The sequence below is a fragment of the Clavibacter sp. genome (assembly GCF_014802555.1).
GTDB classification, from domain to species: Bacteria; Actinomycetota; Actinomycetes; order Actinomycetales; family Microbacteriaceae; genus Clavibacter; species Clavibacter sepedonicus.
In genome coordinates this window covers 1-21,413 of sequence record NZ_JAAVCB010000026.1, presented here as the reverse complement: position 1 = coordinate 21,413, position 21,413 = coordinate 1, and the positions used below count along the sequence as shown (strand labels likewise).

The 21,413-nt window shown below is 72.3% G+C and carries 18 protein-coding genes, 1 tRNA gene and 1 pseudogene; 7 read left to right on the top strand and 13 right to left on the bottom strand.

Features of this window, described 5'->3' with window-relative positions; translation table 11 throughout:
- Positions 1–21 precede the first annotated feature (21 nt).
- On the top strand, positions 22–1,050 hold the full coding sequence (locus tag HDR73_RS03075) for a trypsin-like serine peptidase (protein WP_012298669.1): 1,029 nt from the start codon (positions 22–24) through the stop codon (positions 1,048–1,050).
- A 71-nt stretch (positions 1,051–1,121) separates the two neighbouring features.
- On the opposite strand, the gene HDR73_RS03070 is transcribed toward HDR73_RS03075, so the two are convergent.
- From HDR73_RS03070 to HDR73_RS03035, 8 genes and pseudogenes are all read right to left on the bottom strand, one after another.
- Positions 1,122–1,736, bottom strand: coding sequence for a VOC family protein (locus tag HDR73_RS03070; RefSeq protein WP_012298668.1), 615 nt, complete (start codon positions 1,734–1,736; stop codon positions 1,122–1,124).
- Positions 1,733–2,365, bottom strand: a complete 633-nt coding sequence (locus HDR73_RS03065; RefSeq protein ID WP_012298667.1) for an alkylhydroperoxidase domain protein — start codon at positions 2,363–2,365, stop codon at positions 1,733–1,735. Before HDR73_RS03065 ends, HDR73_RS03070 begins: the two co-directional genes overlap by 4 nt.
- Complete coding sequence (locus tag HDR73_RS03060) at positions 2,362–3,030, bottom strand: CMD domain protein (protein WP_012298666.1); 669 nt, start codon at positions 3,028–3,030, stop codon at positions 2,362–2,364. Before HDR73_RS03060 ends, HDR73_RS03065 begins: the two co-directional genes overlap by 4 nt.
- Positions 3,027–4,100: a putative FMN-dependent luciferase-like monooxygenase gene (locus HDR73_RS03055; protein WP_012298665.1), complete on the bottom strand. Its 1,074-nt coding sequence runs from the start codon at positions 4,098–4,100 to the stop codon at positions 3,027–3,029. Before HDR73_RS03055 ends, HDR73_RS03060 begins: the two co-directional genes overlap by 4 nt.
- A pseudogene (locus HDR73_RS03050) lies at positions 4,097–5,794 on the bottom strand (dipeptide ABC transporter ATP-binding protein). The gene HDR73_RS03055 and the pseudogene HDR73_RS03050 overlap by 4 nt, the downstream one beginning before the upstream one ends.
- Positions 5,791–6,639, bottom strand: a complete 849-nt coding sequence (locus HDR73_RS03045) for an ABC transporter permease (RefSeq protein WP_012298664.1) — start codon at positions 6,637–6,639, stop codon at positions 5,791–5,793. Before HDR73_RS03045 ends, HDR73_RS03050 begins: the two are co-directional and overlap by 4 nt.
- Positions 6,636–7,571, bottom strand: a complete 936-nt coding sequence (locus HDR73_RS03040; RefSeq protein WP_041464474.1) for an ABC transporter permease — start codon at positions 7,569–7,571, stop codon at positions 6,636–6,638. The genes HDR73_RS03045 and HDR73_RS03040 overlap by 4 nt, the downstream gene beginning before the upstream one ends.
- Positions 7,572–7,611: 40 nt before the next feature.
- A complete protein-coding gene (locus tag HDR73_RS03035) occupies positions 7,612–9,264 on the bottom strand; it encodes a TIGR04028 family ABC transporter substrate-binding protein (protein WP_012298662.1) in 1,653 nt (550 codons plus the stop codon).
- 214 nt (positions 9,265–9,478) lie between these two features.
- On the opposite strand from HDR73_RS03035, the gene HDR73_RS03030 reads away from it, so the two are divergent.
- The 3 genes from HDR73_RS03030 (at position 9,479) to HDR73_RS03020 (ending at position 13,316) form a co-directional block, all read left to right on the top strand.
- Positions 9,479–9,970, top strand: a complete 492-nt coding sequence (locus tag HDR73_RS03030) for a GNAT family N-acetyltransferase (RefSeq protein WP_041464473.1) — start codon at positions 9,479–9,481, stop codon at positions 9,968–9,970.
- Between the two features lie 120 nt (positions 9,971–10,090).
- Complete coding sequence (locus HDR73_RS03025; RefSeq protein WP_012298660.1) at positions 10,091–11,617, top strand: hypothetical protein; 1,527 nt, start codon at positions 10,091–10,093, stop codon at positions 11,615–11,617.
- Positions 11,559–13,316, top strand: coding sequence for a DEAD/DEAH box helicase (locus HDR73_RS03020; protein ID WP_287136217.1), 1,758 nt, complete (start codon positions 11,559–11,561; stop codon positions 13,314–13,316). Before HDR73_RS03025 ends, HDR73_RS03020 begins: the two co-directional genes overlap by 59 nt.
- 7 nt (positions 13,317–13,323) lie before the next feature.
- On the opposite strand, the gene HDR73_RS03015 is transcribed toward HDR73_RS03020, so the two are convergent.
- From HDR73_RS03015 to HDR73_RS03000, 4 genes are all read right to left on the bottom strand, one after another.
- Positions 13,324–14,625, bottom strand: a complete 1,302-nt coding sequence (locus tag HDR73_RS03015) for a DUF2510 domain-containing protein (RefSeq protein WP_012298658.1) — start codon at positions 14,623–14,625, stop codon at positions 13,324–13,326.
- Positions 14,626–15,321: 696 nt separating this feature from the next.
- The gene (locus HDR73_RS03010) at positions 15,322–16,491 is read right to left on the bottom strand and encodes an XRE family transcriptional regulator (protein WP_049791903.1); all 1,170 of its coding nucleotides are present in this window, start codon (positions 16,489–16,491) and stop codon (positions 15,322–15,324) included.
- 306 nt (positions 16,492–16,797) lie between these two features.
- Positions 16,798–16,871: transfer RNA gene (locus HDR73_RS03005), tRNA-Pro, on the bottom strand.
- A gap of 83 nt (positions 16,872–16,954) precedes the next feature.
- Entirely contained in the window at positions 16,955–17,494 is a 540-nt protein-coding gene (locus HDR73_RS03000) for a hypothetical protein (RefSeq protein WP_012298655.1), read from the bottom strand.
- A gap of 305 nt (positions 17,495–17,799) precedes the next feature.
- Between HDR73_RS03000 and HDR73_RS02995 the strand changes: the two genes are divergently transcribed.
- The 3 genes from HDR73_RS02995 to HDR73_RS02985 all read left to right on the top strand — a co-directional run bounded on the left by HDR73_RS02995 (position 17,800) and on the right by HDR73_RS02985 (position 21,228).
- Positions 17,800–18,624 (top strand): chymotrypsin family serine protease, encoded by an 825-nt coding sequence (locus tag HDR73_RS02995; protein ID WP_041464472.1) that lies wholly within the window; start codon positions 17,800–17,802, stop codon positions 18,622–18,624.
- A 198-nt stretch (positions 18,625–18,822) separates the two neighbouring features.
- Entirely contained in the window at positions 18,823–20,148 is a 1,326-nt protein-coding gene (locus HDR73_RS02990) for an acyl-CoA dehydrogenase family protein (RefSeq protein WP_198433875.1), read from the top strand.
- A gap of 207 nt (positions 20,149–20,355) precedes the next feature.
- The gene (locus tag HDR73_RS02985; protein ID WP_133064120.1) at positions 20,356–21,228 is read left to right on the top strand and encodes a trypsin-like serine protease; all 873 of its coding nucleotides are present in this window, start codon (positions 20,356–20,358) and stop codon (positions 21,226–21,228) included.
- On the opposite strand, the gene HDR73_RS02980 is transcribed toward HDR73_RS02985, so the two are convergent.
- On the bottom strand, positions 21,207–21,413 hold a 207-nt coding region (locus tag HDR73_RS02980), incomplete at its 5' end, for a hypothetical protein (protein WP_287136216.1). The genes HDR73_RS02985 and HDR73_RS02980 overlap by 22 nt on opposite strands.

Sequence of the window (21,413 nt, the reverse complement as noted above, 5' to 3'; positions counted from 1 at the left end):
CCGCATCTCGAAAGGAACGTCATGCCATCCCTCGTCCCCGCTCCACGACCCGGTCGCCTCCGCATTTCCGCCCTCGCCCTCGCCGGGGCCGCAGCGCTGTTCTCGGGCGCCGCCCCCGCCGCGCTGGCGGCGACCGCCCCCGCGGACACGCGCTCATCCACCTCGGAGATCGTCCGCGCGCCGGTCACTCTCCCGGAGACGGGCTCTCCCGATGCGACGGCCCGGGCTCGCGCCCACTGGACGCCGGAGCGCATGGCCGCTGCATCCCTGGCGTCCGCCGCCGCCGACGACGACGCGGTGCCGACGTCCTCCGGCCCGTCGAGCCGACCGGCTGCCCAGCCCCTCGCCGCGTCGGCCGCCACCGCCGCACCGCCCATCTCGATCGCGCAGCGCGTCACGCCCGTGTCGCACATCGGCAGGATCTTCTACACGCTGAACGGCCAGGACTACGCGTGCAGCGCCAACGTCGTGAAGGCGGCGAACCGCTCCACCGTGGCCACCGCCGCGCACTGCATGACGGCGAAGGGTGCCTTCGCCACCGACGCCGTCTTCGTCCCCGGCTACCACGACGGCGACCACGACGGCGACTACGGCACCTGGCCCGTCGTGGGAGGCGTCGTCGCCGGCGGCTACACGGAGGACAACGACGACCTGGGCGACGACGCGGGCTTCGAGGTCGTCGCGCTCGACGCGGACGGGCGCAACATCCAGAGCGTCGTCGGGGCCTCACCCGTCCTCTTCGACCAGCCCCTCGTCAAGGAGGGGACCGTGTACGGCTACCCGGCCGCGCGCCGCTTCGACGGCGAGTCCCTGCAACGCTGCCGCGGCGTGTTCCAGAGGGAGTCGGCCGACCAGATCAACCTCCCGTGCGACATGAACGAGGGCGTCTCCGGCGGGCCGATCTTCGCGGGCGACGATGCGAACGGCGCCCAGTACGCGGACGAGGACGCGCGCTACGACGACTACTCGCACATCCTCGGGCCGATCTGGCAGGCCAACGAGCACACGGCGTACGACGGCGCCGCGCGCATCCAGCCCGCTGAGGGGTAGATCCGCCGCGCATCCGGGAGGGGATGGGCCGTGGGTCCACCCCCTCCTCCGCTGACCGCGGACGGCGGCGGTCAGCGGTCGACCGGCGTCCCGTCCGCCGCGCGCACGCGCAGGGCGTAGCCGTCGCGCAGATCGACGACGAGGGCCGCGAGGGCTCCGGGCGGGAGGTCGAGCGCGGCGCGCGCGGCCTCCGTGGGTGCGGGATCCACCGCGGTCTGCGTGAACGCGAGCAGCTCGACGGCCGGTCCGATGGTCGTCTCCGGGTTCGACGTCGATCCCCAGTCGATGAGGAACGGCACGTCCGGCCGGGCGCCGCGCGGGTGCGTGAGCCGGCACGCGAGGAGCGCGCCGACGGGTGCACGCCGGGACAGGTCGGCGACCGGGCCGGGATCCTCGCCGCGCGCCCGGGCGGCCGCCGCGACGTCCGCGATGCCGAAGCGCGTCGGCAGGGCGCGGTCGACGCGGGCGAAGTCCGGCCCGATGAGCTCGAGGTACCGGGGGCCGCGCACGCCGGCGACCGTGAACGCGACGAACGCGTTGGCGGTACCGGTGGGGTGGACGCCGCCGGACTCCGCCACGATGCCCGTGCGGTCGGCGAATCCCGCGACGAGCGCCGCGAGGTCCGGCCCCGCGATGACGACGTGGTCGAGGAGCGACGGGACGGCGGGTACGGGGACACCGCTCACGTGCCCGCTCCGCGCCGGGATGCGGGCACCTCGGGCTCGCCGAGGGACAACATCAGCCGGTTCGCCCAGTTGAAGAACGCGGCGCCGTTGATGACGTCGACCACGGCCACGTCGTCGAGGCCTGCCGCGCGGAGGCGGGCGACGTCGGCGGATCCGAAGGCGAGCGGCGTCGCGGCGAGCGCCACCGAGGCGGCGACGACGGCGTCCCACCGGTCGTCGCCGAGCGGCGCGCCCCTGCCCTGGTCGAGGAGGCGCTGCACGTCGTCGCCGCGACCGGAGAAGCGCGTGGCGGCGGCCGCGTGCACGGACGCGCAGAAGACGCAACCGTTGACGCGGGAGGTCGCGGCGGCGGCAAGCTCGCGCTCGGCCCGGCCGATCCCGCCGTCCGGGTTGTGGAAGACGTCGAGGTCGGTGAGCGTGCGGGCCTCGAGCGCGGCGGGGTCCCGGGCCAGCAGTCGGAAGTACGGCATGCGCGCGCGGGCGGGCTCCACGAGGGCGGCGCGCTGCGCGTCGTCGAGGTCGGCCTCGTCGACGGGCGCGAGCCACGGCACCCAGCCGAGGCCCTCCTGCGTGAACGCGTCGGGTCGGGCGAGGTCGACGGGGTCGGTGACGGGGTCGGTGACGGTCATCCGGCGGCTCCTGCCGGGTCGGCGCTGGATGCGGTGCGGGCGGGATCCGCGGACACGGCGGCCGACGCGACGGCGGGGTCCGCGGCCAGGACGGCCAGGCCCCACGCGACGCGCAGCTGGAACGCGAGAAATGCGATCAGCTGCGACAGGCTCACGATCTGGTCGGGCGTCCACCCGGCGGCGCCGAGCGCGCGCAGGGCTTCCGGGCTCGACTCGCGCGGCCGGATCACCAGCAGGTGCGCGTGGGCGAGGGCGGCGGCGAGGCGCGGGCCGACGGCGTCGCGCGTGGCGGCGTCCGGGGTCCACGGATCCGTGCCGACGCTCTCGGCGACGAGGCCCTGTTCCCGGTACGCGCCCGTGGGCCCCGCGGTCGCGCCGTCGCGCGCGGCCCGGTCGACGACCGGCACGAGCGACGCGTCGGCGTCGCCGAGGAGGTCGGCGTAGAAGGCGGCGGCGCGGTCGGATCCGTGCAGCCGCGCGACGAAGGCCGCGACCGCGTACCGCTCGGCGTACGTGAACGCGCCGGGAACCGCGGGCTCGAGCAGCGCCTCGAAGCTGCGCTGCGCGTTCGCGCGGGCGGCGGGACGGAGGTCGCGGATGCGGCTCATGGGGTGGTCGGGGGCGAGGCCGGCCAGGAGGTCGATGACGTCGGCGGGGTGGGTCATGCGGCTCCTCCAGCGAGGATCGGAGTGGGTGCGGGCAGGTGGGCGGCGCGCAGCGCGTCGGCGGCTGCGGCGGCGGTCGCGAGCCCGAGGCGGGGCGCGACCTCCGCGCCCAGCAGCTCGAGACTCCGCAGCGTGAGCGCGTGCGTGGCCGGGATCGAGTGCACCTGGAACGAGACGTCGGTCGCCGGGTCGAGGGTGCGGTCGGCGGCGAGGCCGTCGACGACCTCGTCGACCGTGCCCAGGTGCGTGTCGGTCACGCGGAGCACCCCGTCGAGGGCGAGCGCGTCGGCCCGCTCGCCGATGACGCTGCGGGCGAAGCGGCGGAGGGCGGGCTCGGCGAGCTCGCGCGCGGCGGCGCGGTCGGACGGATCCACGACGAGCGCGGTCCGGGACGCGAGGATCCGCTCGGGCGCGCCGGCGGGCAGCGCCTCCCGGTAGGCGGCGATGATCGGCAGCTGCAGCTCGTGCAGCGGCGCGTCGGGCGCGGTGTCGGGGCGCGGCTGGGTGCGGGAGAGCAGGAGGCCGTCGCCGCGGGATCCGATGCGCGCGCCGCCCGAGACCGAGAACGTGCCCTGCCAGATGCGCGCCGCGAGCCCGTCGGCCGGAGGGTAGATGCGCGACCCCGTGCCGCGCACCCCGCGGCCCTCGAGCGCGTCGAGCAGCACCTGCAGGTGATCTTGGAACAGTGCGTGACGGTCGCCGGAGTCGCGCCCGAACGCCGGGAACGACGCGGGCGTGCAGCCGGACGCGAGCCCGAGCTGCACGCGGCCGCCGCTCAGGAGGTCGAGCACGGAGGCGTCCTCGGCGGCGCGCAGCGGATCCTCGAGCGGCAGCGTGAGCACGGCCGTGCCGAGCCCGATGCGGGCGGTGCGGGCCGCGGCCGCCGCGAGGAACACGAACGGCGACGGCAGGCCGCCGCCCTCCTCGCCGAAGTGGTGCTGCGCGAGCCACACCGAGGCGAAGCCGTGCCGCTCGGCGTGCTGGATCTGCTCCAAGGCCGCCTCGTAGCGCTCGGCGGGCGTGCCCGCATCGAGCACGCGCCCGAAGAAGCCGAGCCGGGCGCCGCTCATGCGCGGGCCCCCTCGTCGGCGCGCGCGGCGGGGGCGGGGGCGGTGCCCCCGGTGCCGGGCGCACCGGCCCCGCGGATCCCGCGACCGGGTATCGCCCGGATCAGCTCCTGCGTGTACTCGTGCTGCGGGTCGTGGAACACGTCGTCCACCCGTCCTCCCTCGACCTGTCGGCCGCGCCGGAGCACGGAGACCGTGTCGGCGATCTGCCGCACGACCGCGAGGTCGTGCGAGATGAACACGTACGTGAGCCCGAGCTCGGACTGCAGCCGCGCGAGCAGGCGCAGCACCTGCGCCTGCACCGTCACGTCGAGCGCCGAGACGGCCTCGTCGAACACCACCAGCTCGGGCCGGAGGATGAGCGCGCGCGCGATCGCGACGCGCTGCCGCTGCCCGCCGGAGAGCTCCCGCGGTCGACGGTCGGCGGTCTCGGGCGCCAGGTCGACGAGCCGCAGGTGCTCGGCGACCGCGTCCCGGCGCGCGGCCGCGTCACCCGCGCCCGCGCCGTCGCGGAAGTTGAGGAGCGGCTCGCGCACGATCTCCGCGACGGTCTGCCGCGGATCCAGCGACCCGAACGGGTTCTGGTGCACGAGCTGCGCGGTGCGCCGGAACCCGCGGAGCCCCCGACCGCGGAGGCCGGCCACGTCGACGCCGCCGACGCGCACCTCGCCCGCCGTCGGCCGGTCAAAGCCCGCGATGACGCGCCCGGTCGTGGTCTTGCCGGAGCCGGACTCCCCCACGATCGCGTGCGTCGTGCCGCGCGGCACCCGGAAGGAGACGTCGTCGACGGCCACGAGCGGGGATCCGCCGCGGCGCCGGAACTCGCGGCGGAGGCCGGTGACCTCCACGAGCGGCGGCGCAGCGGGATCCACGACCGCGGCCGCCCGCTGCACGACCTGCCGGAACGACGGCGCGTCGGCGAGCAGCGCGCGCGCGTAGGCGGACGCCGGCGCCGCGAGCACGCGCGCGGCGGGTCCCGTCTCCTGCACACGGCCGCGCTGCATCACGACGACCTCGTCGGCGCGCTCGGCGGCCACCGCCAGGTCGTGCGTGATCATCAGCAGTCCCGCGCCCGTCTCCTCGCGGAGCAGGTCGAGGAGGTCGAGCACGCGGCGCTGCACGGTCACGTCGAGGGCGCTCGTGGGCTCGTCGGCGATGATCAGCTCGGGCTCGAGCGCGATCGCGGCGGCGATGAGCACGCGCTGGCGCATGCCGCCGGACAGCTCGTGCGGGTACTGCCGGGCGCGCGTCTCCGGGTCGTCGATTCCGACGCGCTCGAGGAGGTCGAGCACGCGGGCGCGGTTCCGGCCTCGGTCGCGGGATCCGTGGATCCGCAGCCCCTCGGCGACGCTCGCGCCGATGGTGGCGACGGGGTCGAGCGAGCTGCCCGGATCCTACGGCACGAGTCCGATGCGGCGCCCGCGGATGCCGCGCAGCCGCGACTCCCCGATGCCGACCAGCTCCGTACCGCCGAGCGCGATGCCCCCGCCCGCGATGGATCCGTTGCGGGCGAGAAGCCCGACCACGGCCTGCACGACGGACGACTTGCCGGACCCGGACTCGCCGACGAGCGCCGTCACGCGCCCCGCGGCGACCTCGAAGCAGACGCCGTCGACCGCGCGGCGGGTGCCCGCCGCCGTCCGGTAGTCCACCTGCAGGTCGCGCACGGCGAGGAGCGGATGCCGGGGATCGGTCATGCGAGCTGCCCTCCGCGGATCGACTGGCTGATGCGGTTCGTCGCGAGCACGACGGCCACGACCACGGCGCCCGGGAGCACCGTGAGCCACCACGCGGTGGCCACGTAGTCGCGACCCTCCGCGACGAGCAGGCCCCACTCGGGCGTCGGCGGCGGGGCGCCGTAGCCGAGGAAGCCGAGGGTGGATATCTGCAGGATCGCGGATCCGAACTGGAGGGCCGCGAGCGCGATCACGGGCGTGAGCGAGTTCGGCAGCACGTGCCGGCGCAGCACCTGCACGACGGTGCCGCCGGATCCGTATGCCGTCTCGACGTACTCGCTGATCCGCACGCGCACCACCTCGGCCCGCGACAGCCGCGCGAACACGGCGATGGATGTGACGCCCACCGCGATCGCGGCGTTCGTGGTGCCGAAGCCCAGCAGGATCACGATGCTCAAGCTGAGCAGCAGGCCCGGGATCGCGAGCAGCACGTCGACGAGCCGCATGAGCACGTCGTCGACGAGGCCGCCGACCGTGCCCGCGACCACGCCGAGCAGCGTGCCGACGACGAGACCCACGAGAACCGCGACGACCGCGCCGACGACCGACTGCGACGCCCCGAACACGACGCGCGTGTAGAGGTCGCGGCCGGTGGAGTCGGTGCCGAACCAGTGCGCGGCGCTCGGCGCCTGCAGCGACGGCGCGACGGAGGCGGTCGGGCTGCCGGACGCGAAGAGCCCGGGGACGAGCGCCCACAGCAGCATCACGAGCACGACGAGCACGGGGAGCACGAGGCCGCCGGCGAACCGGGCGCGGCTGCGGGGACGCGCGCGGGGCGCGTCGATGGTGGCGAGCGTGGCGCTCATCGCGCACCTCCTCCGCGCAGGCGCGCGTCGAGAACGGGGTAGAGCAGGTCGACCGCGAGGTTGATCACGACGTAGGCGACCGTGGAGAGCACGACGACCGCGAGCAGCACCGGGCTGTCGCGGCTCGCGACGGCCTGCACGGTGAGCTGGCCGACGCCCGCGCGGCCGAACACGGCCTCGGTGACGACCGCCCCGCCGACGAGCTCGCCGAACAGGAGCCCGGCCATCGTCAGCGTGGGCAGCAGCGCGTTCCGGCCAACGCCGTGCAGCAGCAGCCACGGCGTGCCGGCGCCGCGCGCCCGCACCACCTCGATGAACGGCATGGCCGAGACGTCGTCGATGCTGCGGATGAGCACCTGCGCGAGCGGCGCCGTGATCGGGACGGCGATGGTGAGCACGGGCAGGATCAGCGCCTCCCCGGGGCTGGCGCCGATGATCGGCACCAGCCCGAGCCGGAACGACAGCACCTGGATGAGGATGATGCCCACCCAAAAGACGGGCAGCGAGACGAGCAGCGGAGGCAGGTCGCGGAACACGCGACGGATCCACCGGGCGCCGCCGTACGTCGCGAGGAACGCGATCGGCACGGCCAGCACCACGGCGACCACGAGGCCGAGCACCGCGAGCACGAGCGTCGACGGGATCGCGGTGGCGAGCAGCGTGGATACGGCCGCGCCGCTCTGCACCGAGTACCCGAGCTGCCCCTGCGCGAACGCGGCGGCGGAGTCGCCGAGTCGCACGATGAGGGGGCGGTCGGCCCCGTACGACTCGCGGATCGCCGCGAGCTGCTCCGGCGAGAGGCCCAGCTCGGGGCTGCCATAGCGGGCGAGCACCGCGTCGCCGGGGAGCGCCGCGAGCAGCACGTAGGCCACGACGTAGGCGAGGACGAGCACGATGACGGCCTGGCCGGCGCGCCGGATGGCGTAGCTCATCACGGTCCCGCGCTCCTCGTCAAGGGAAGGACGCGCCGCATCAGCGGTCGACCCAGACGCCCGCGAACACGGGACGGCCGACGGACTCGGTGGCGAAGCCCTGCACGTCGCCGCGGAGTCCGTAGACCTGTGGCTCCTCGAACAGCGGCAGCACGTAGGCCTGGTCGGCGATGCGCTGCTGCGCCGCCGCGGACGCGGCCTGGCGCGCTTCCGTGGTCGGCTCCGACGCGATGCGGGTGAGGAGCGCGTCCAGCTCGGGGTCGGCGATGCTGCCGTCCGCGGGGTTTCGGTTGAGGAGCACGTTGCGGTTCGTGGAGAAGTACTGCGACTTGAGGACGTCGTAGTCGGCGCGGCCGACCATCGAGTGGTACGCCTGGAGCGCGTCCGGGTCCTGCGAGGCCTTCGTCTGCGCGGCCTGGTCGCCCGAGAACAGGTCCACCTCCACGCCGATCTCGGCGAGCTGCGACTGGATCAGCGTCACGACCTCCTTGGAGCGCGGCTGCGGGAGCGCCTCGTTCACCACGAGCTCCAGCTTCCGCCCGTCCTTCTCGCGGATGCCGCCGGGTCCGGGGGCCCACCCGGCCTCGTCGAGGAGCGCGGCGGCCTTCTCGGGGTCGTGCGCGTAGTAGGACGACGTGTCGACGTAGCCGAGCGCGCTCTTCGCCAGTACGCCGGTCGCAAGCGGGTAGCTGTCGCTGAACAGGGTGTCGAGGATCGCCGGCCGGTCGACGCCCGCGATGATCGCCTGCCGCACGCGCACGTCCTCGAGCTGCGGCGTGCGGAAGCGGAGGTTGATACCGTTGTCGACGCCGTTGGTCGCGGCGGCGACGAGCTGGAGGTCGCCGGTGCGGAACTGCGCCTCGTCGGGGGCCTCGATCTGCCGGGCGACGTCGGCCTGCCCGGCCACGACCGTGCCGACGCGCACGCTGTCCTCGGCGGCGACCATGAGGTCCACCCCGTCGACGAGCGGCCGGCCCTGGTGCTCGGCGGCGGGCGGCGCCCAGTCGTAGTCCTCGCGGGCGGCGAGCTGGATCTGCGTGCCCACCGACTCCCCGGACACCGTGAACGGCCCGCTCCCGATGACCGTCTCCGCCTGACCCGGTCCGAAGCCGTCGTCGGCCTTCGCGAGCGTCGAATCGGAGACGAGCCCGGAGTTGATGGTCGAGGTGGCCTGCGCGAAGCCCGGCGAGGGAGCCGTGAAGTGGAACCTGACGGTGTCCGCGTCGACGACCTCACCGCGGTCGTAGTTGTTGATCGCCTCGCTGACGGTGAGTGCGCGGTCGACGTCGCCCTTCCCGTAGAGGTCGAAGTTGGCGACGACGTTCTCCGCGGTGAGCGGCGTGCCGTCGGAGTAGGTGACGTCGGTGCGGATGTCGAACGTGTACTCGGTCGCGTCGGCGTTCACCTCGGGCAGCGCCGTCGCGATCCACGGCTCGAGCTCGAGCGTCCCCGGATCCTGCCAGAGCAACCGGTCGGTGATGTTGTTGACCACCGCGCCGTTCGGGTAGAAGCCCGCGGCCGGCGGGTAGAGCGTCGTCCAGGTCTGCGGCTCGAGGTAGGTGAGCGTGCCGCCCGCCTTCGGTTCGCCGCTGGCCGCTCGACCCCCTCCGCCGCCCGCGGAGCACCCGGCCATCAGACCGGTCGCCGCGACGAGGGCGGTGAGGGCGATCACGGGGCGGGGAGGACGAGGCATGGTTCTGCTCCTGCGTGTGCTGTGTGCGGCTGGGGTGACACGACTCCAACACGCATGCAGGGTCTTCGCAGATCCCGGGAACACAGGGCGTAACGGGGTGCAACCGGGCGTCATCCGGGGAATGCCGACCACCTGCTCGCCGTTCCGGCGCCAGCGTGACGCCTCCCCGCCGTCGACTCCGCCGTCGGGTGCCCGCTCCCCCTAGGGTCGCAGGATGACCGCGCACCCCACCGTCCGTCACGCCGTGCCCGACGACGCCGAGGGGATCGCCGAGGTCCACGTCCGCAGCTGGCAGGAGACGTACGCGCACCTGCTGCCGGCTGAGTATCTCGCCGGGCTCGATGTCGCGGCGCGCGCCGAGCAGTGGCGCGGGACGCTGGCCTCCTCGGCCGCCGCTCCGCCCTTCGTCGCCCTCGACGGCGACCGCATCGTCGGCTTCGCCCTCGCGGGACCGGCCCGTGACGAGGATCCGCCGCGCCCCTTCCAGCTGTACGCGATCAACGTGGTCGCGTCCGCCCACGGCTCGGGCGCGGGCCAAGCCCTGATCGACGCGGCCGTCGGCGACTCCCCCGCCTACCTCTGGGCCGCCGACGACAACCCACGCGCGGAGGCGTTCTACCGCAGGAACGGGTTCGCGCGCGATGGCGGCGTGGAGCGGCGGATGTACCAGGGGGCGGAGATGGTCACGATGCGGATGGTGCGGTGAGGGTCGGCGGGCGCGGGTCCCACGCGGTCGGGCACGACCGAGTCGCGTGACCCCATACCACGCGACACGCATTCGGGGCACAGCGCCCAGACGGCCCCGGCCATCCGTGATCATGTCCGAATGGACGAACGACGCACCCAGGACCATCAGCTCCGCACCCTGCGCTTCTGGCTCCTGCTGGAGCTGCTGAACCCACAGCCGGTCCCCGCGGTGACCGCCCGGACCGATGCCTCCGAGACCCGGGTCTCGGCCTGGCGCCCCGGTGACCCCTTGCCATGGGATACCCTTCCCCCTCCCCCTCCGCGCCACGGTGCGAATCGCGTGTGGCGGCACACCGTCTACCTCGGTGCGTATCCCGTCGAGGCGACCTTCGCGCGGCTGCACGCGCTGTTCCCGGAGGATCGCGACGCCTACCAGGAACGTCGGGGAGGCACCACGGCGGCGGCCGGCCTACTCGTCGACGACGGCGGGAGGTACGTCCCCGATTCCGCGATCCTGTCCTCGGCCTCATGGGCGGTTGGACACCTCTCGAGCTCGGTGACGACGAGCCGTGAATGGATCGACGGGTTCGGCCGTGCAGCTGAGGCCTGGACCGAAGCGGTCGACGAGTACGAAGGTGTGCGCGCGGACGCAGGAGAAGCGGGTCTCGAACCGCTCGACGGTGATGCCCTCTCCGGACTCCTCCGGCTGGCTCATGCCTCGGCCGGGCTGGTCGGGGACGCCGACCTCGCGACCGATGCCATCCGGATCCAGAGCGTTCCGATGTCCCTCCGGACGGCGGAGGGCGCGCCCGAGATCGACTTCCTCAACAGCTTCCACCTCGAGGACCTCACTTCCTTGTCCGAGCAGGTCGCCCGGGGGGACGTGGGAGCCGCCCTGGCGGCCTACCTCACCGGTGACGAGGACGTGGCGGAGGATCGGCGCATCGACGTGGTCGCGGACCTCGACGCCATGGAAGCGGGCGCGGGGATCGAGCGGCTCCCGAAGGGCAGATGGCCTACGACCCCGGAGCATCCGCTCGCCACCAGCCAGCAGTTCGCCGTCGATCACGCGCTGCACGACCTGGCGCCGACAGCGGGCCTCATGGGGGTGAACGGCCCGCCGGGGACCGGCAAGACGACGATGCTGCGCGACCTCATCGCGGGCAACGTCACCGAGCGGGCTCGGCGCCTCGCCGCGCTGGCGAGGCCCGAGGACGCCTTCACCTCCGTCGTCCACCAGTGGAACGGGCCTCAGGGGCACAGGATGTCCGTGCCGCAGCTCCGGCCGGAGCTCACGGGCTTCGAGATGGTCGTGGCGTCGTCCAACAACTCCGCGGTGGAGAACATCTCCTCGCAGATCCCCGGACGCGACGCGATCGACGCGCGGTGGCGGGCATCGGCGGATTACTTCGGTGAGCTCGCGTCCCTGCTGATGAGGAGGACCGGCGCATCCACGCCGTCCCCGGACAGCGACGGCACGGAGTGCATGGGGCCTCGTCGCAGCGAGGCTCGGGAAGAAGGAGAACCGGGGCACGTTCTACTCCGCCTTCTGGTTTGGAGAGCAGAGCGACAGGCTCGCGGCGCACGGCCGTGCGCCCGTCCGGGGCATGCAGGAGCAGCTCACGCGGTGGGACAAGGGGTCCGACCCGTTCCGGCCGTGGGATGACGCTCGGCGTGCGTTCCAGGACGCCGAGCGGAGGGTCGACGAGTTGATCCGCGAACGCCGAGAGGCTGAGGCCCGACGCCGCGTGCTCCCGAGCCTGAGGCGGCAGGAGCGCGAGACCGCGGCCGCGGTGGTGCGTCTGGAGGCCTGGGCGGCCCAGGTGGAGACCGAGGCCGCCGTCCATGCCATCGCACGAGCGGACGCCGCTGCCGAGCTCGAGCGCGCGATGGGGCGGATCCACGACCATGTGCTCGTCAAGCCGGGCGTCTGGGAGACGTTGCTCTCTCTCGGACGCGCGGTCCGCGAATGGCGCCTGGCGCTGCAGCCGTTGGAGCGCGCCCGGGATCAGGCCGCGGCCCACGACGACGAGGAGCGCCGACGTTCCGAGGCCGATCGCCTCGCTCGGACGCGGGCTACGGAGGAGGTCCGGGCCGCCCGAACGGAGCTCGCCGGTGTCCGCCACCGGGTGGCGACGACCACGGCGGAATGCGAGCAGGACGACGTGCGGCTCACCGGACCTCGCCCCGGGGCGGGCCGGACGGATCAGCAGAGGGAGCTGGTCGCGCCCTGGCTCGACCCCACGCTCGACGCCGCGCGATCCGACCTCTTCCTCGCTGCCCTGGACCTGCATCGGGACTTCCTCGCGAACGCGGCGTCGACCATGCTCCGTGGTCTGCGTGCCGCGTGCCAGGTCGTCGCCGGCACCTCCCCGTCCGACCTCGAGGGCGAGAAGGCGAAGGCGGCATGGCAGCTCTTCTTCCTCGTGGTCCCGGCGATCTCCACCACCTTCGCGTCATCCGGCCGCATGTTCGGCTCGCTCGGACGCGAGGCGCTCGGGTGGCTGCTCATCGACGAGGCCGGCCAGGCGGCGCCGCAGCACGCCGCGGCCTCGATCTGGCGGGCCCGACGCGTCGTCGCCGTCGGGGATCCCCTCCAGCTCCCGCCCATCATCTCCGTCCCTCAGAAGACGGTCGGTGCGCTCGCACTGGCGCATGGGGTGACGCCCGCGTGGATCCCGCCCCGGGCGTCTGTGCAGACCCTCGCGGATCGAGTGGCACGCTTCGGGACATCGCTGCCTCAGGGCGACGAGACCGTGTGGGTGAGCGCACCTCTGCGTGTGCATCGCAGGTGTGACGATCCGATGTTCACGATCTGCAACCGCATGGCGTACGCCGGGCTGATGTTCCACGCGGTGCCCGACAGATCTTCCGCGACGCCACCGGACCGGTTCGACGGACCCGACGGTCCTCGCATCACCCCCAGCCACTGGGCAGACGAGCCGGCGACGACTCCCGGCAGCCACCTCCAGCCCCGCCAGCTGGAGCGCGCCCGGAGCGCGATCGACTACCTGCTCGGGCTCGGCGTCCAGGCGGAGGAGATCATCGCCATCTCGCCCTTCCGGTCGGTCGCGGATCGCCTCGGCTCTCTCAGGTACGACTATCCGGGGCTGACAGCGGGGACCATCCACACCGCCCAGGGACGCGAGGCCGAGGTCGTGCTGCTTGTGCTCGGTGGTGATCCCGACAAGCCCGGCGCGCGCGCCTGGGCCGCGGAGAGCGTCAACCTGCTCAACGTCGCGGTGAGCCGCGCTCGCCGGCGGCTGTTCGTGATCGGCGACCTCGCTGCGTGGCGCCAGCTCCCCTACTTCAGCCAGGTGGCCTCCGCGCTCCCCGCTCGGAGACGTGGGGGCGACGACGCATGAGACCGGATCACATGGTGTTCCAGTGGTACCGGCCGCTCGCGTCGGCACCCTTGCCGCCGCACTTGTAGCTGCGGCCGTTGTCGGCCTGCGCCACGGCACCCACCGACGAGCAGAAGCCGCCGGGGTTGATGCCGCCGGTCTGCTGCGCGGGGGCGGGCGCGGGAGCTGCGGGTGCCGGAGCGGGAGCAGGAGCGACAGGCGCCGGAGCGGGAGCCGCCGGCTGGGGCGCGGGCGCCACCGTCGGCGCGACCGTGGGCTCGGGCGTCGGAGTCGGCGCGAGCGCCAGCAGCGTGAGCGTCACCGTGGATCCCGCGGCCGTGCGCGATCCAGCGACTGGATTCTGCGACTTCACGGTCATGCCGTCGGTGACGCTCGGCACCCCGCCCGTCTCGAGCACGTACTGGACGACGTAGCCGGCCTCGCGCAGCAGCGCGCGTGCGTCCGTGGCGGACTTCGCGTTGACGTCCTCTACGACGTGGACCACCGGGGTCGGCGTCACGGTGGGCGTCGGGGTGGCGGTCGGGGTCGGACTCGCGCTGGCGGAGATCGCATCCGCCTGGCGCGGACCGGGTGCCAATGCGGCCACGGGGACGGCGGCGCCGATGATCAGGAGCAGGATCGCGCCAGCTGCCGTCGCGCTGTTGCGGGGGCGCGTAGCCAGCGCCGGGACCCAGCTGCGTCGGCCGGTGAAGAGCGGGTACAGCGCGGTGATCAGGGCGACCAGTCCGACGGACACGAACATGCCGCCGAATCCGCCGATCGCCGTGGTGATCAGCACCGCCAGCGCGACAGCCGCCGCGATGACCCAGGTGGTCGCCGGGTGGCGGCTGGGGCGCGTGTCGGTGAGGACGGCGTTCGGGGCGGCAGGGGCGGCCGGCACCGCGCTGGCACGCGTGCGAGGCTGCACGGGCATCGCGGCGGTCGCCGCGGCCGCTCGAGCGCTCTTCTCCCGAGCCGCCGCCTCGCGCTCCGCAGCCTTCGCCTGCATGGCCGCCTCGCGATGCGCGAGCTTGGTGGCGCGCTGTTGCTCGGCCTCCGCGGCGCGGACGGCCTTCGCCTGCGCAGCCTCGGCGGCTCGCATGGCCTTGTCGTGGGCGGCCTCAGCGGCCTGCGCGTTCCGTGCGGCATCGGCCTGCTGCGACGCGACGACGGCCGCCGTCGCGGCCTCGCTCGGAGCGGGCGCCTGCGTCGCGGCAGGCTGGACCATCGGCGCGACGTGCTGCGTCCACGCGGATCCGTCCCAGTAGCGGAGCTGACCGGATCCGTCGGGGAACCAGCCGGCGGGAGCGGCGGAGAGGACGACGGGCATGGAGCTCCTCGGGTGGATGCCGCGGCCAAGGGGTAAGCGGCAGGGGTCGCCGTCGAGTGACGACGCCTGAGGCTATGGGCGGGCTCCCCGCGCCGTAAGCCCTCGCATGGGGGTGAAAGGGGCGCGGGCCCCGATTCCGGCGCCACGAGTGACGCCGCCGATCCTTCGCTCTCAACGGTGGCGCTCGCGCTCTCTCGCCCGCGGCGAGGGTCACGTCCGCGGCGTCCCGCGCGAGCTCGCGCTCCCAAAACCGCAGGACGGCAACTCGTGGCGCGGCGAAGCGCGGCGCAGCGCGGGCGAACTGCGAATCCGAATGCACCTGGGCATCAACCCCGGCGACAAGAAGAAGCGCGCCGACTAGCTCGGCTACGGCTTGTCCATTCCCTTCGCGACACCGCAGAACGACGGCGCCGTGAAAGCCGTGGGTAAACGTATTGATCTTAGACGATTACGCAAGCACATCTGGATCCGCGTAGCCCTATCGCCCCCTGACGACTGTCCGAAATCCCCGGGTGGAACCATACTCTCGATCTCGGCATGATTGCCAGCAACTACAACAATCCGACGGTGCGCCCAATTGTCCGAGGCGGCGGATAAAACAAAGGCGGAGGGCCCGGCGTGCCTTCAGCCGCGCGCAACATGGCCCCTAACTAACGCTCCGGTAGCGTCGGACTCCAAGTCGTCCACTGATTCCACTCATCCTCGATGCGCGCCGCGGTGTCTGCTGAGATCCGTTACCGGTGCAACGGACGCCTCGCGCAGGTCGGCGGTACTGCGCACAGCACGCATTCCCTCTCCTTGAATCGCAAAGGTTACGATTCCGAGCATCAGATCCTGCACGTCCTGTGCGCGAACGTTCAAGACGCGCGCGATGTCCGAGAAGCCATCCCCCCGGGCCCTCATGTCGCTCATGACCTGCGTAAGCAGACTCGAGGACTCGACTCGCAGGTCGGATCCCGGTTCACCTCGTCGGAAGCCGGCGATCGAGAGCTGCTTGGCAAGCGTGCTGTAGGTCCACTCTGAGATCACACCAAGCCGGTGTGCGCGGAGGTTCAGCGCCATCGCGCTGACACGCCAACGCCGTTTGAGGACGAGCACGTCCTCAAGCATCAAGTTCCCGCGAATGGAACCCAGCACGTCTGAGCGCGGCATGAGGAACGCGCTGGCGAAGTCGTTCGCCGCCAGCTCCTTCTCCTTACCAGGCTCGACGTGCAGCGACCCACCGTGCATGACGAGATGCCCAAGCTCATGCGCGAGGTCGAAGCGCAGTCGCTCCGCGGACTTGTGCACATTCAGGAATATGACCGGCGTCGCCGCGTGACGGAATGAGAAGGCGTCGATGGCCTGGAGAGGACCACCGGCCGAATAAATCTTGGCGCCCTTGGATTCGAGCAACTGCAGCAAATTCTTGATCGGGGCAACGCCGAGCCCCCAGGCGCCGCGAAGTGCCTCCGCGGCCTGCTCCGGTGCCACCTCATCGTCGGACCCAATCAAGTCCTGCACCTCAGGAACCGCCGGTTCAGGAGCGCGGTAGGTGTCCTCGATCCAGTCAGACAGCTCCATCGCAAGCGCCGACAACGCTCGCGCCATGTCTTCATCCTTCTTAGCAAGCCTCGACGTCGCGCGGAAGTGGAAGGCATCCGACGGTGGCAGGTGCTTAAGAGGCCGATAGAAGAATTCGATAGGCAAGTTGAGGACACGGGCAAACTCACGGATCAACTCTGGGCTCGGCGTATCTTTGCTGCGCTCAGCCTGCGACACCCACGGCGGGGTTGTGCCGGCCTCGGCCGCGAGTGCGGTAGCGGTCATCTGGCGAATGGCCCGCGCCATCTTCAGGCGCGCCGGAACGAAGGTGGTGGTGCTCATGCTCGGGAATCGCCTCCCCACTTACGTTCCCGAGCGCGCAAGCAGCATGTCACCGGTACGATGAAGCGAACGACCGTTCTTCATGTAAAGGTCTGTCATGGACGCAGCCGACGCCCGACCCCCGACATCGCAGGCCGGCAAGTGGATCACTGCTGTTGCTGGCGGCGGAGCAGAAGGAAGCTCGCGCTGCCGACCGCCACGTAGCGGCAGCGCTTACGTAAGAGCATAGGGCGCACCGCGGCACGCCCTTGGCCGCAAATGACGAATGCCCCGGCCGGACCGCTAGGTCCTTCCGAGGCATGTCCGTCGGGCTGACAGGATTTGAACCTGCGACCCCTTGACCCCCAGTCAAGTGCGCTACCAAGCTGCGCCACAGCCCGCTACCCATCGCTGGGCAACTCGTAGAGCCTACCGCATCGGCGGCACTGCTCCGGCACGTCCGGCGAGGCGGAGCAGCAGCGGATCAGGCGGTCGCGCCACCCGACGACCGGGCGGATGACGAGCCCGCCGCCGCACCCCGCGGCGCCCGCACCGGCTTCGGGAACGCCTCCCGCATGTGGTCGCTCCGCAGGATGTCCGCGACCCCGATGAGCAGCAGCGAGAAGACGATCTGCTCGATGACCATCCAGAGCGGGTAGAGGCCGGGGATCGCGGCGATCACGAGGGTCACGATGGGGAAGATCTGGCTGAACAGGCGCAGTCGCGAGTACGCCCACCAGTAGCCGGCCGAGGCGCGCCAGGCGAAGTAGTAGAGCGTGAGCGTCATCGCGAGCACCACGAACGAGCGGAACCAGACGGCCGGCGCCACGGCGATGCCGTCCGAGGCGAGCGTGAGGGCGATGGCCACGGCGGTCGCGCCCACGATGGTCTCGGCGACGAGGATCCACCGGATCCAGCGGAACGCCCGGGCCGTGAACGGGTGGTCGCGCATGTCCTCGGCGATGACGTGGCCGGCCTGGCGCCCGGCGGCGATCCGATCGAGACGGCTGAGCAGCTGGTCCACCGGTGTCGTCCTCCGCGGGTCTCGTGAGCGGGCGTCGGGTGCGCCCGGAACAGGGTACGACGTCGGCGATGTGGACACGGCGTGCGAGTAGGAGGACGCATCTGCTTGCCTGGCCTCCGTTCGGCGGGACCGGCAGCCGGGTCGGCCCACCCGATCATCGCGTCGTTCTCGATCGCATCCTCCCTTCCCATCTCTCCACCCCGATCGCCCACCGCCCTCCTCGAGCTCAGCCGCGGAGGGCGACGCCGACGCCGGCCTGACGTCGCGGCTCGGCGCTCGCGGGCCCTCATCAGAATCGACATCGCATGCGCCTCCCCCTTCACCACCCGCGTCCCCGACGCCGGCTCCTCGGCCTCGTGACGGCGCTGGCCGCCGCCGCCCTCGTCCTCACCACGGGCGCCGCCCCGGCCTCCGCGGTCAGCCCTCTCCGCTTGGCCACCCCGGTCATGGCGGGATCTCAGATCAGGAACGCGAGCGGGTACAAATGCACGGCAGGGGCCGTCCTCAAGTACGACCGCTGGACGACCTACTTCAACTCGTGGGAGGGCGCGACCCGGTACGTGGTCACGGCGGCTCACTGCGGGGACCTGAACGAGAACGTGACCCTCGGGTCGAGCGTCCCCGGCAAGGTGATCTGGCGGGATGAGCTGCACGACCTCGAGCTCATCGTCGTCTCGCCATCGACAGAGAGGGCGGCGGTGTGCTCCCACACGAGCGCGGGCGAGTACTGCCGCATCGTCCTCACCTACCACCCGCAAGCCGTCGGACGCATCATCACCCGCGACGACAACACATGGCGCGAGCAGCGCACGCCGCTGGTGGCGACCGGTGAGCCCGACGACAGGGTCTTCTGCGTGAGTGCCATCCGCGCCGGCGTCGCATGCGGCCTCGTGCGGACGACCACGCCGGCGGCGATCGCCGCCGTCCACCCCGGCATCCGAGCCGCCGAGGATCGCTCGCTGGATGTCCAACCGGGTGATTCCGGCGGACCGGTGATGAGCCGCTCCGGCACGCTGTACGGCTTCGTGAGCGGAGGGGGCATCTACGGCGGCGTGCGCAAGATCGACTACATGCCGTGGAGCGTGTTCGCCCATCTTCAGCCGAACTACGTATTGGCTCCGGCGGGCTGAGCGGCGGCCCGTCAGCCTGGACTGCGCCGCATGGGATGCGCCTGCGACGCAGGCGCATCCCATGTCGGTTCGTGACGGCATGCGTCGTCACATGCGGCAACTCCTCGTCACAGACGTGGAAGCGCGATGAGCCGGACCCTACCGTGGCCCCACCGCGAGGCGCGGCACCGGTCGCGCCCCTTCACGAGAGGACAGGACATGACCCTGATCGACCGCGAGCCCCGACCCGCATCCGGCTCCCCCGCACCCGCCCACGGCACCACCGACGCGAAGACAAACCGCCCGCGCCCCGCCCCCCTCGGCGACGCGCCCGTCGACCGCTGGAAGGGCGCCCCGCATCCCACCACGCCGGCTGCGTGGATCGCCCGCGCCCGCGAGGTCGCCGACATCCTCGCCGTCGACCAGGTCGAGCGCGATCGCGCCGGCGCGAGCCCGCACCAGGAGGTCGCGCTGCTCAAGCACGCCGGCCTCGTCACGCTGCTCGGCCCCGCGGAGCACGGCGGCGGCGGGCAGACGTGGGACACGGCCTACAAGGTGATCCGCGCGGTCGCGCGCGGCGACGGATCCATCGGCCAGCTCCTCGGCTACCACTATCTCTGGGCGTGGGCGGCGCGGCTCGTCGGCACCGACGCGCAGATCGAGGCCGTCGAGAAGCTGGCGACCACCGGGAACCTCCTCTTCGGCGGCGCCGTGAACCCGCGCGACTCCGACCTCGTCATCCACGAGGACGGCGACGACCTGATCTTCTCCGGCCGCAAGTCGTTCAGCACGGGCGGCGTCGTCTCCGACCTCACGGTTCTCGAGGGCGTGCTCGCGGGCACGGAGACGCACGTGTTCGCGATCGTGCCGACGGATCAGCCGGGCATCGTCTTCGGGCACGACTGGGACAGCCTCGGGCAGCGGCTCACAGAGTCGGGTTCGGTCGAGATCCGCGACGTGCGGGTGCCGTGGACCGACGCCGCCGGGTTCGTCGACAAGGTCTTTCACCCCCTCGTCTATGGCACGCTCAACGTGCCCGCGATCCAGCTGGTGTTCGCGAACTTCTACCAGGGGATCGCCGAGGGCGCGCTCGAGACGGCGGCGGCGTACACGCGCAGCACGACGCGCGCCTGGCCGTACGGCGGCGACGACAAGGAGCGCGCGACGGACGAGTGGTACGTGCTCGAGGGCTACGGGCAGCTGCAGTCGAAGGTGTGGGCGTCGGAGGCGCTGCTGGACCGGGTGGGCGCGGAGATCAGCGCCCTCCTGCACGCGCCGCGCGAGAAGCTGACGGAGCGGGCGCGGGGCGAGGTCGCCGTGCGGGTCGCGGCCGCGAAGGCGCGCATCGTGGAGGACGGCCTCGAGGTCGGCACGCGCGTGTTCGAGCTCACCGGCGCCCGGGCGTCGGCGTCGAGCGTGGGCCTCGACGTCTTCTGGCGGAACCTGCGCACCCACAGCCTCCACGACCCCGTCGCCTACAAGCGCCGCGAGGTGGGGCGGCACGTGCTGCTCGGCGAGATCCCGGAGCCGACCTGGTACACGTGATCCGGTCTCCCCCGGCGGTGGACGGCGCGGATCCGGAGCATCAGCGCGCCGCCCACCGCCGCTGGAGCGCTGTCCCGGAGCGCCGGGAGTGCTGCGGTGCTCCAGGCTGTGCAACCCGCGCTCCCGGACGATGTGCAGCTGCTTGACTTCGCTTCGCCCGCTGCACCCGCATGCGGCCTCCATCGTCCGGTAATCGAACAGGCCCCCATGCGACGACTTCCTCTGCTCACGCGCGCGTCCATCGGACGGGTGATCGACGGCCTCCGACGCGTCCTCCCGTCGGTACAACTCCGGTTCGCGCTCGCCACGCTTGCGGGCGCAGCCCTCCTGCTGCCGCTGGGGGCGACACCGGCTTCGGCCGTGGACGCCGTGCGCCTCCAGGCACCGGTCATGGCGGGATCCCAGATCCGCAACTCGGATGGCAGCTTCTGCACCGCGGGCCCTGTGCTCGACTACCACAGTGTGGCCTCCTACGTGCTTCCGGCGCAGCGGGCGACGCGGTACGTGCTCACGGCGAAGCACTGCAATCCGTTGCACGCTGCGGTGCTCCTCGGCTCGGGAGTCGCGGGGCGCGTCGACTGGGTCTCCGATCAGCACGACGTCGAGCTCATCACGGTGGCGCCCCTCGCGCAGCGTCGACAGATCTGCTCGTACACGTCCTACGGCCCTTACTGCCACGTCATCGTGGCGTATGAGCCGCGCGCGGTCGGCTCCGTCCTCGCCCCTGCGCCCTACTCCCGGGACTACCGGCCGATGGTGACGCCGGTCCGGGGAGTCGGCAGCCCCACGCCGCGTGAGCAGTTCTGCACGAGCGGACGGACCACCGGGATCATCTGCGGCTTCGTCCCCGGGCAGCTCCCCCGGACGTGGTTCGTCTCCGACCCCATCCTGCACACGGGCGACATCGCGGGCCCGAACATCTTCGACGGGGATTCAGGTGGGCCGGTCATGAGCGTGGACGGCAAGATATACGGAACCATCGTGGGCTACGGGAGATACGCGGGCGTCGACAAGATGACGTACCTCCCGTTCGCGGTCATCCAACAACAGCTGCCGTCCTACGGCTTGGCCCCCGCCTGACGCCGCGCGTCGCGCGACGCCGACCGACGCACGGTCGTCGACCTCGCGTGACCGCCGGGACGGGAGCGCCTAGCTGTACTCGGCCATGACGTTGGTGACACTTCGGGGCGTGTGAAGAGGCCTCCTGGCTTGATGGAGCTGTTCAGTTCAACCATCGCCAGGAGGCCTCGATGTCCCACGGTAAT

Coding starts and splice junctions, on each gene's coding strand:
- HDR73_RS03020 (WP_287136217.1), top strand. CDS start 11,559: ATGCAGGAGCAGCTCACGCGGTGGGACAAGGGGTCCGACCCGTTCCGG.
- HDR73_RS03025 (WP_012298660.1), top strand. CDS start 10,091: ATGGACGAACGACGCACCCAGGACCATCAGCTCCGCACCCTGCGCTTC.
- HDR73_RS02990 (WP_198433875.1), top strand. CDS start 18,823: ATGACCCTGATCGACCGCGAGCCCCGACCCGCATCCGGCTCCCCCGCA.
- HDR73_RS03060 (WP_012298666.1), bottom strand. CDS start 3,030: ATGACCCACCCCGCCGACGTCATCGACCTCCTGGCCGGCCTCGCCCCC.
- HDR73_RS03040 (WP_041464474.1), bottom strand. CDS start 7,571: ATGAGCTACGCCATCCGGCGCGCCGGCCAGGCCGTCATCGTGCTCGTC.
- HDR73_RS03035 (WP_012298662.1), bottom strand. CDS start 9,264: ATGCCTCGTCCTCCCCGCCCCGTGATCGCCCTCACCGCCCTCGTCGCG.
- HDR73_RS03055 (WP_012298665.1), bottom strand. CDS start 4,100: ATGAGCGGCGCCCGGCTCGGCTTCTTCGGGCGCGTGCTCGATGCGGGC.
- HDR73_RS03015 (WP_012298658.1), bottom strand. CDS start 14,625: ATGCCCGTCGTCCTCTCCGCCGCTCCCGCCGGCTGGTTCCCCGACGGA.
- HDR73_RS03010 (WP_049791903.1), bottom strand. CDS start 16,491: ATGAGCACCACCACCTTCGTTCCGGCGCGCCTGAAGATGGCGCGGGCC.
- HDR73_RS03030 (WP_041464473.1), top strand. CDS start 9,479: ATGACCGCGCACCCCACCGTCCGTCACGCCGTGCCCGACGACGCCGAG.
- HDR73_RS03045 (WP_012298664.1), bottom strand. CDS start 6,639: ATGAGCGCCACGCTCGCCACCATCGACGCGCCCCGCGCGCGTCCCCGC.
- HDR73_RS03075 (WP_012298669.1), top strand. CDS start 22: ATGCCATCCCTCGTCCCCGCTCCACGACCCGGTCGCCTCCGCATTTCC.
- HDR73_RS02995 (WP_041464472.1), top strand. CDS start 17,800: ATGCGCCTCCCCCTTCACCACCCGCGTCCCCGACGCCGGCTCCTCGGC.
- HDR73_RS03065 (WP_012298667.1), bottom strand. CDS start 2,365: ATGACCGTCACCGACCCCGTCACCGACCCCGTCGACCTCGCCCGACCC.
- HDR73_RS02985 (WP_133064120.1), top strand. CDS start 20,356: ATGCGACGACTTCCTCTGCTCACGCGCGCGTCCATCGGACGGGTGATC.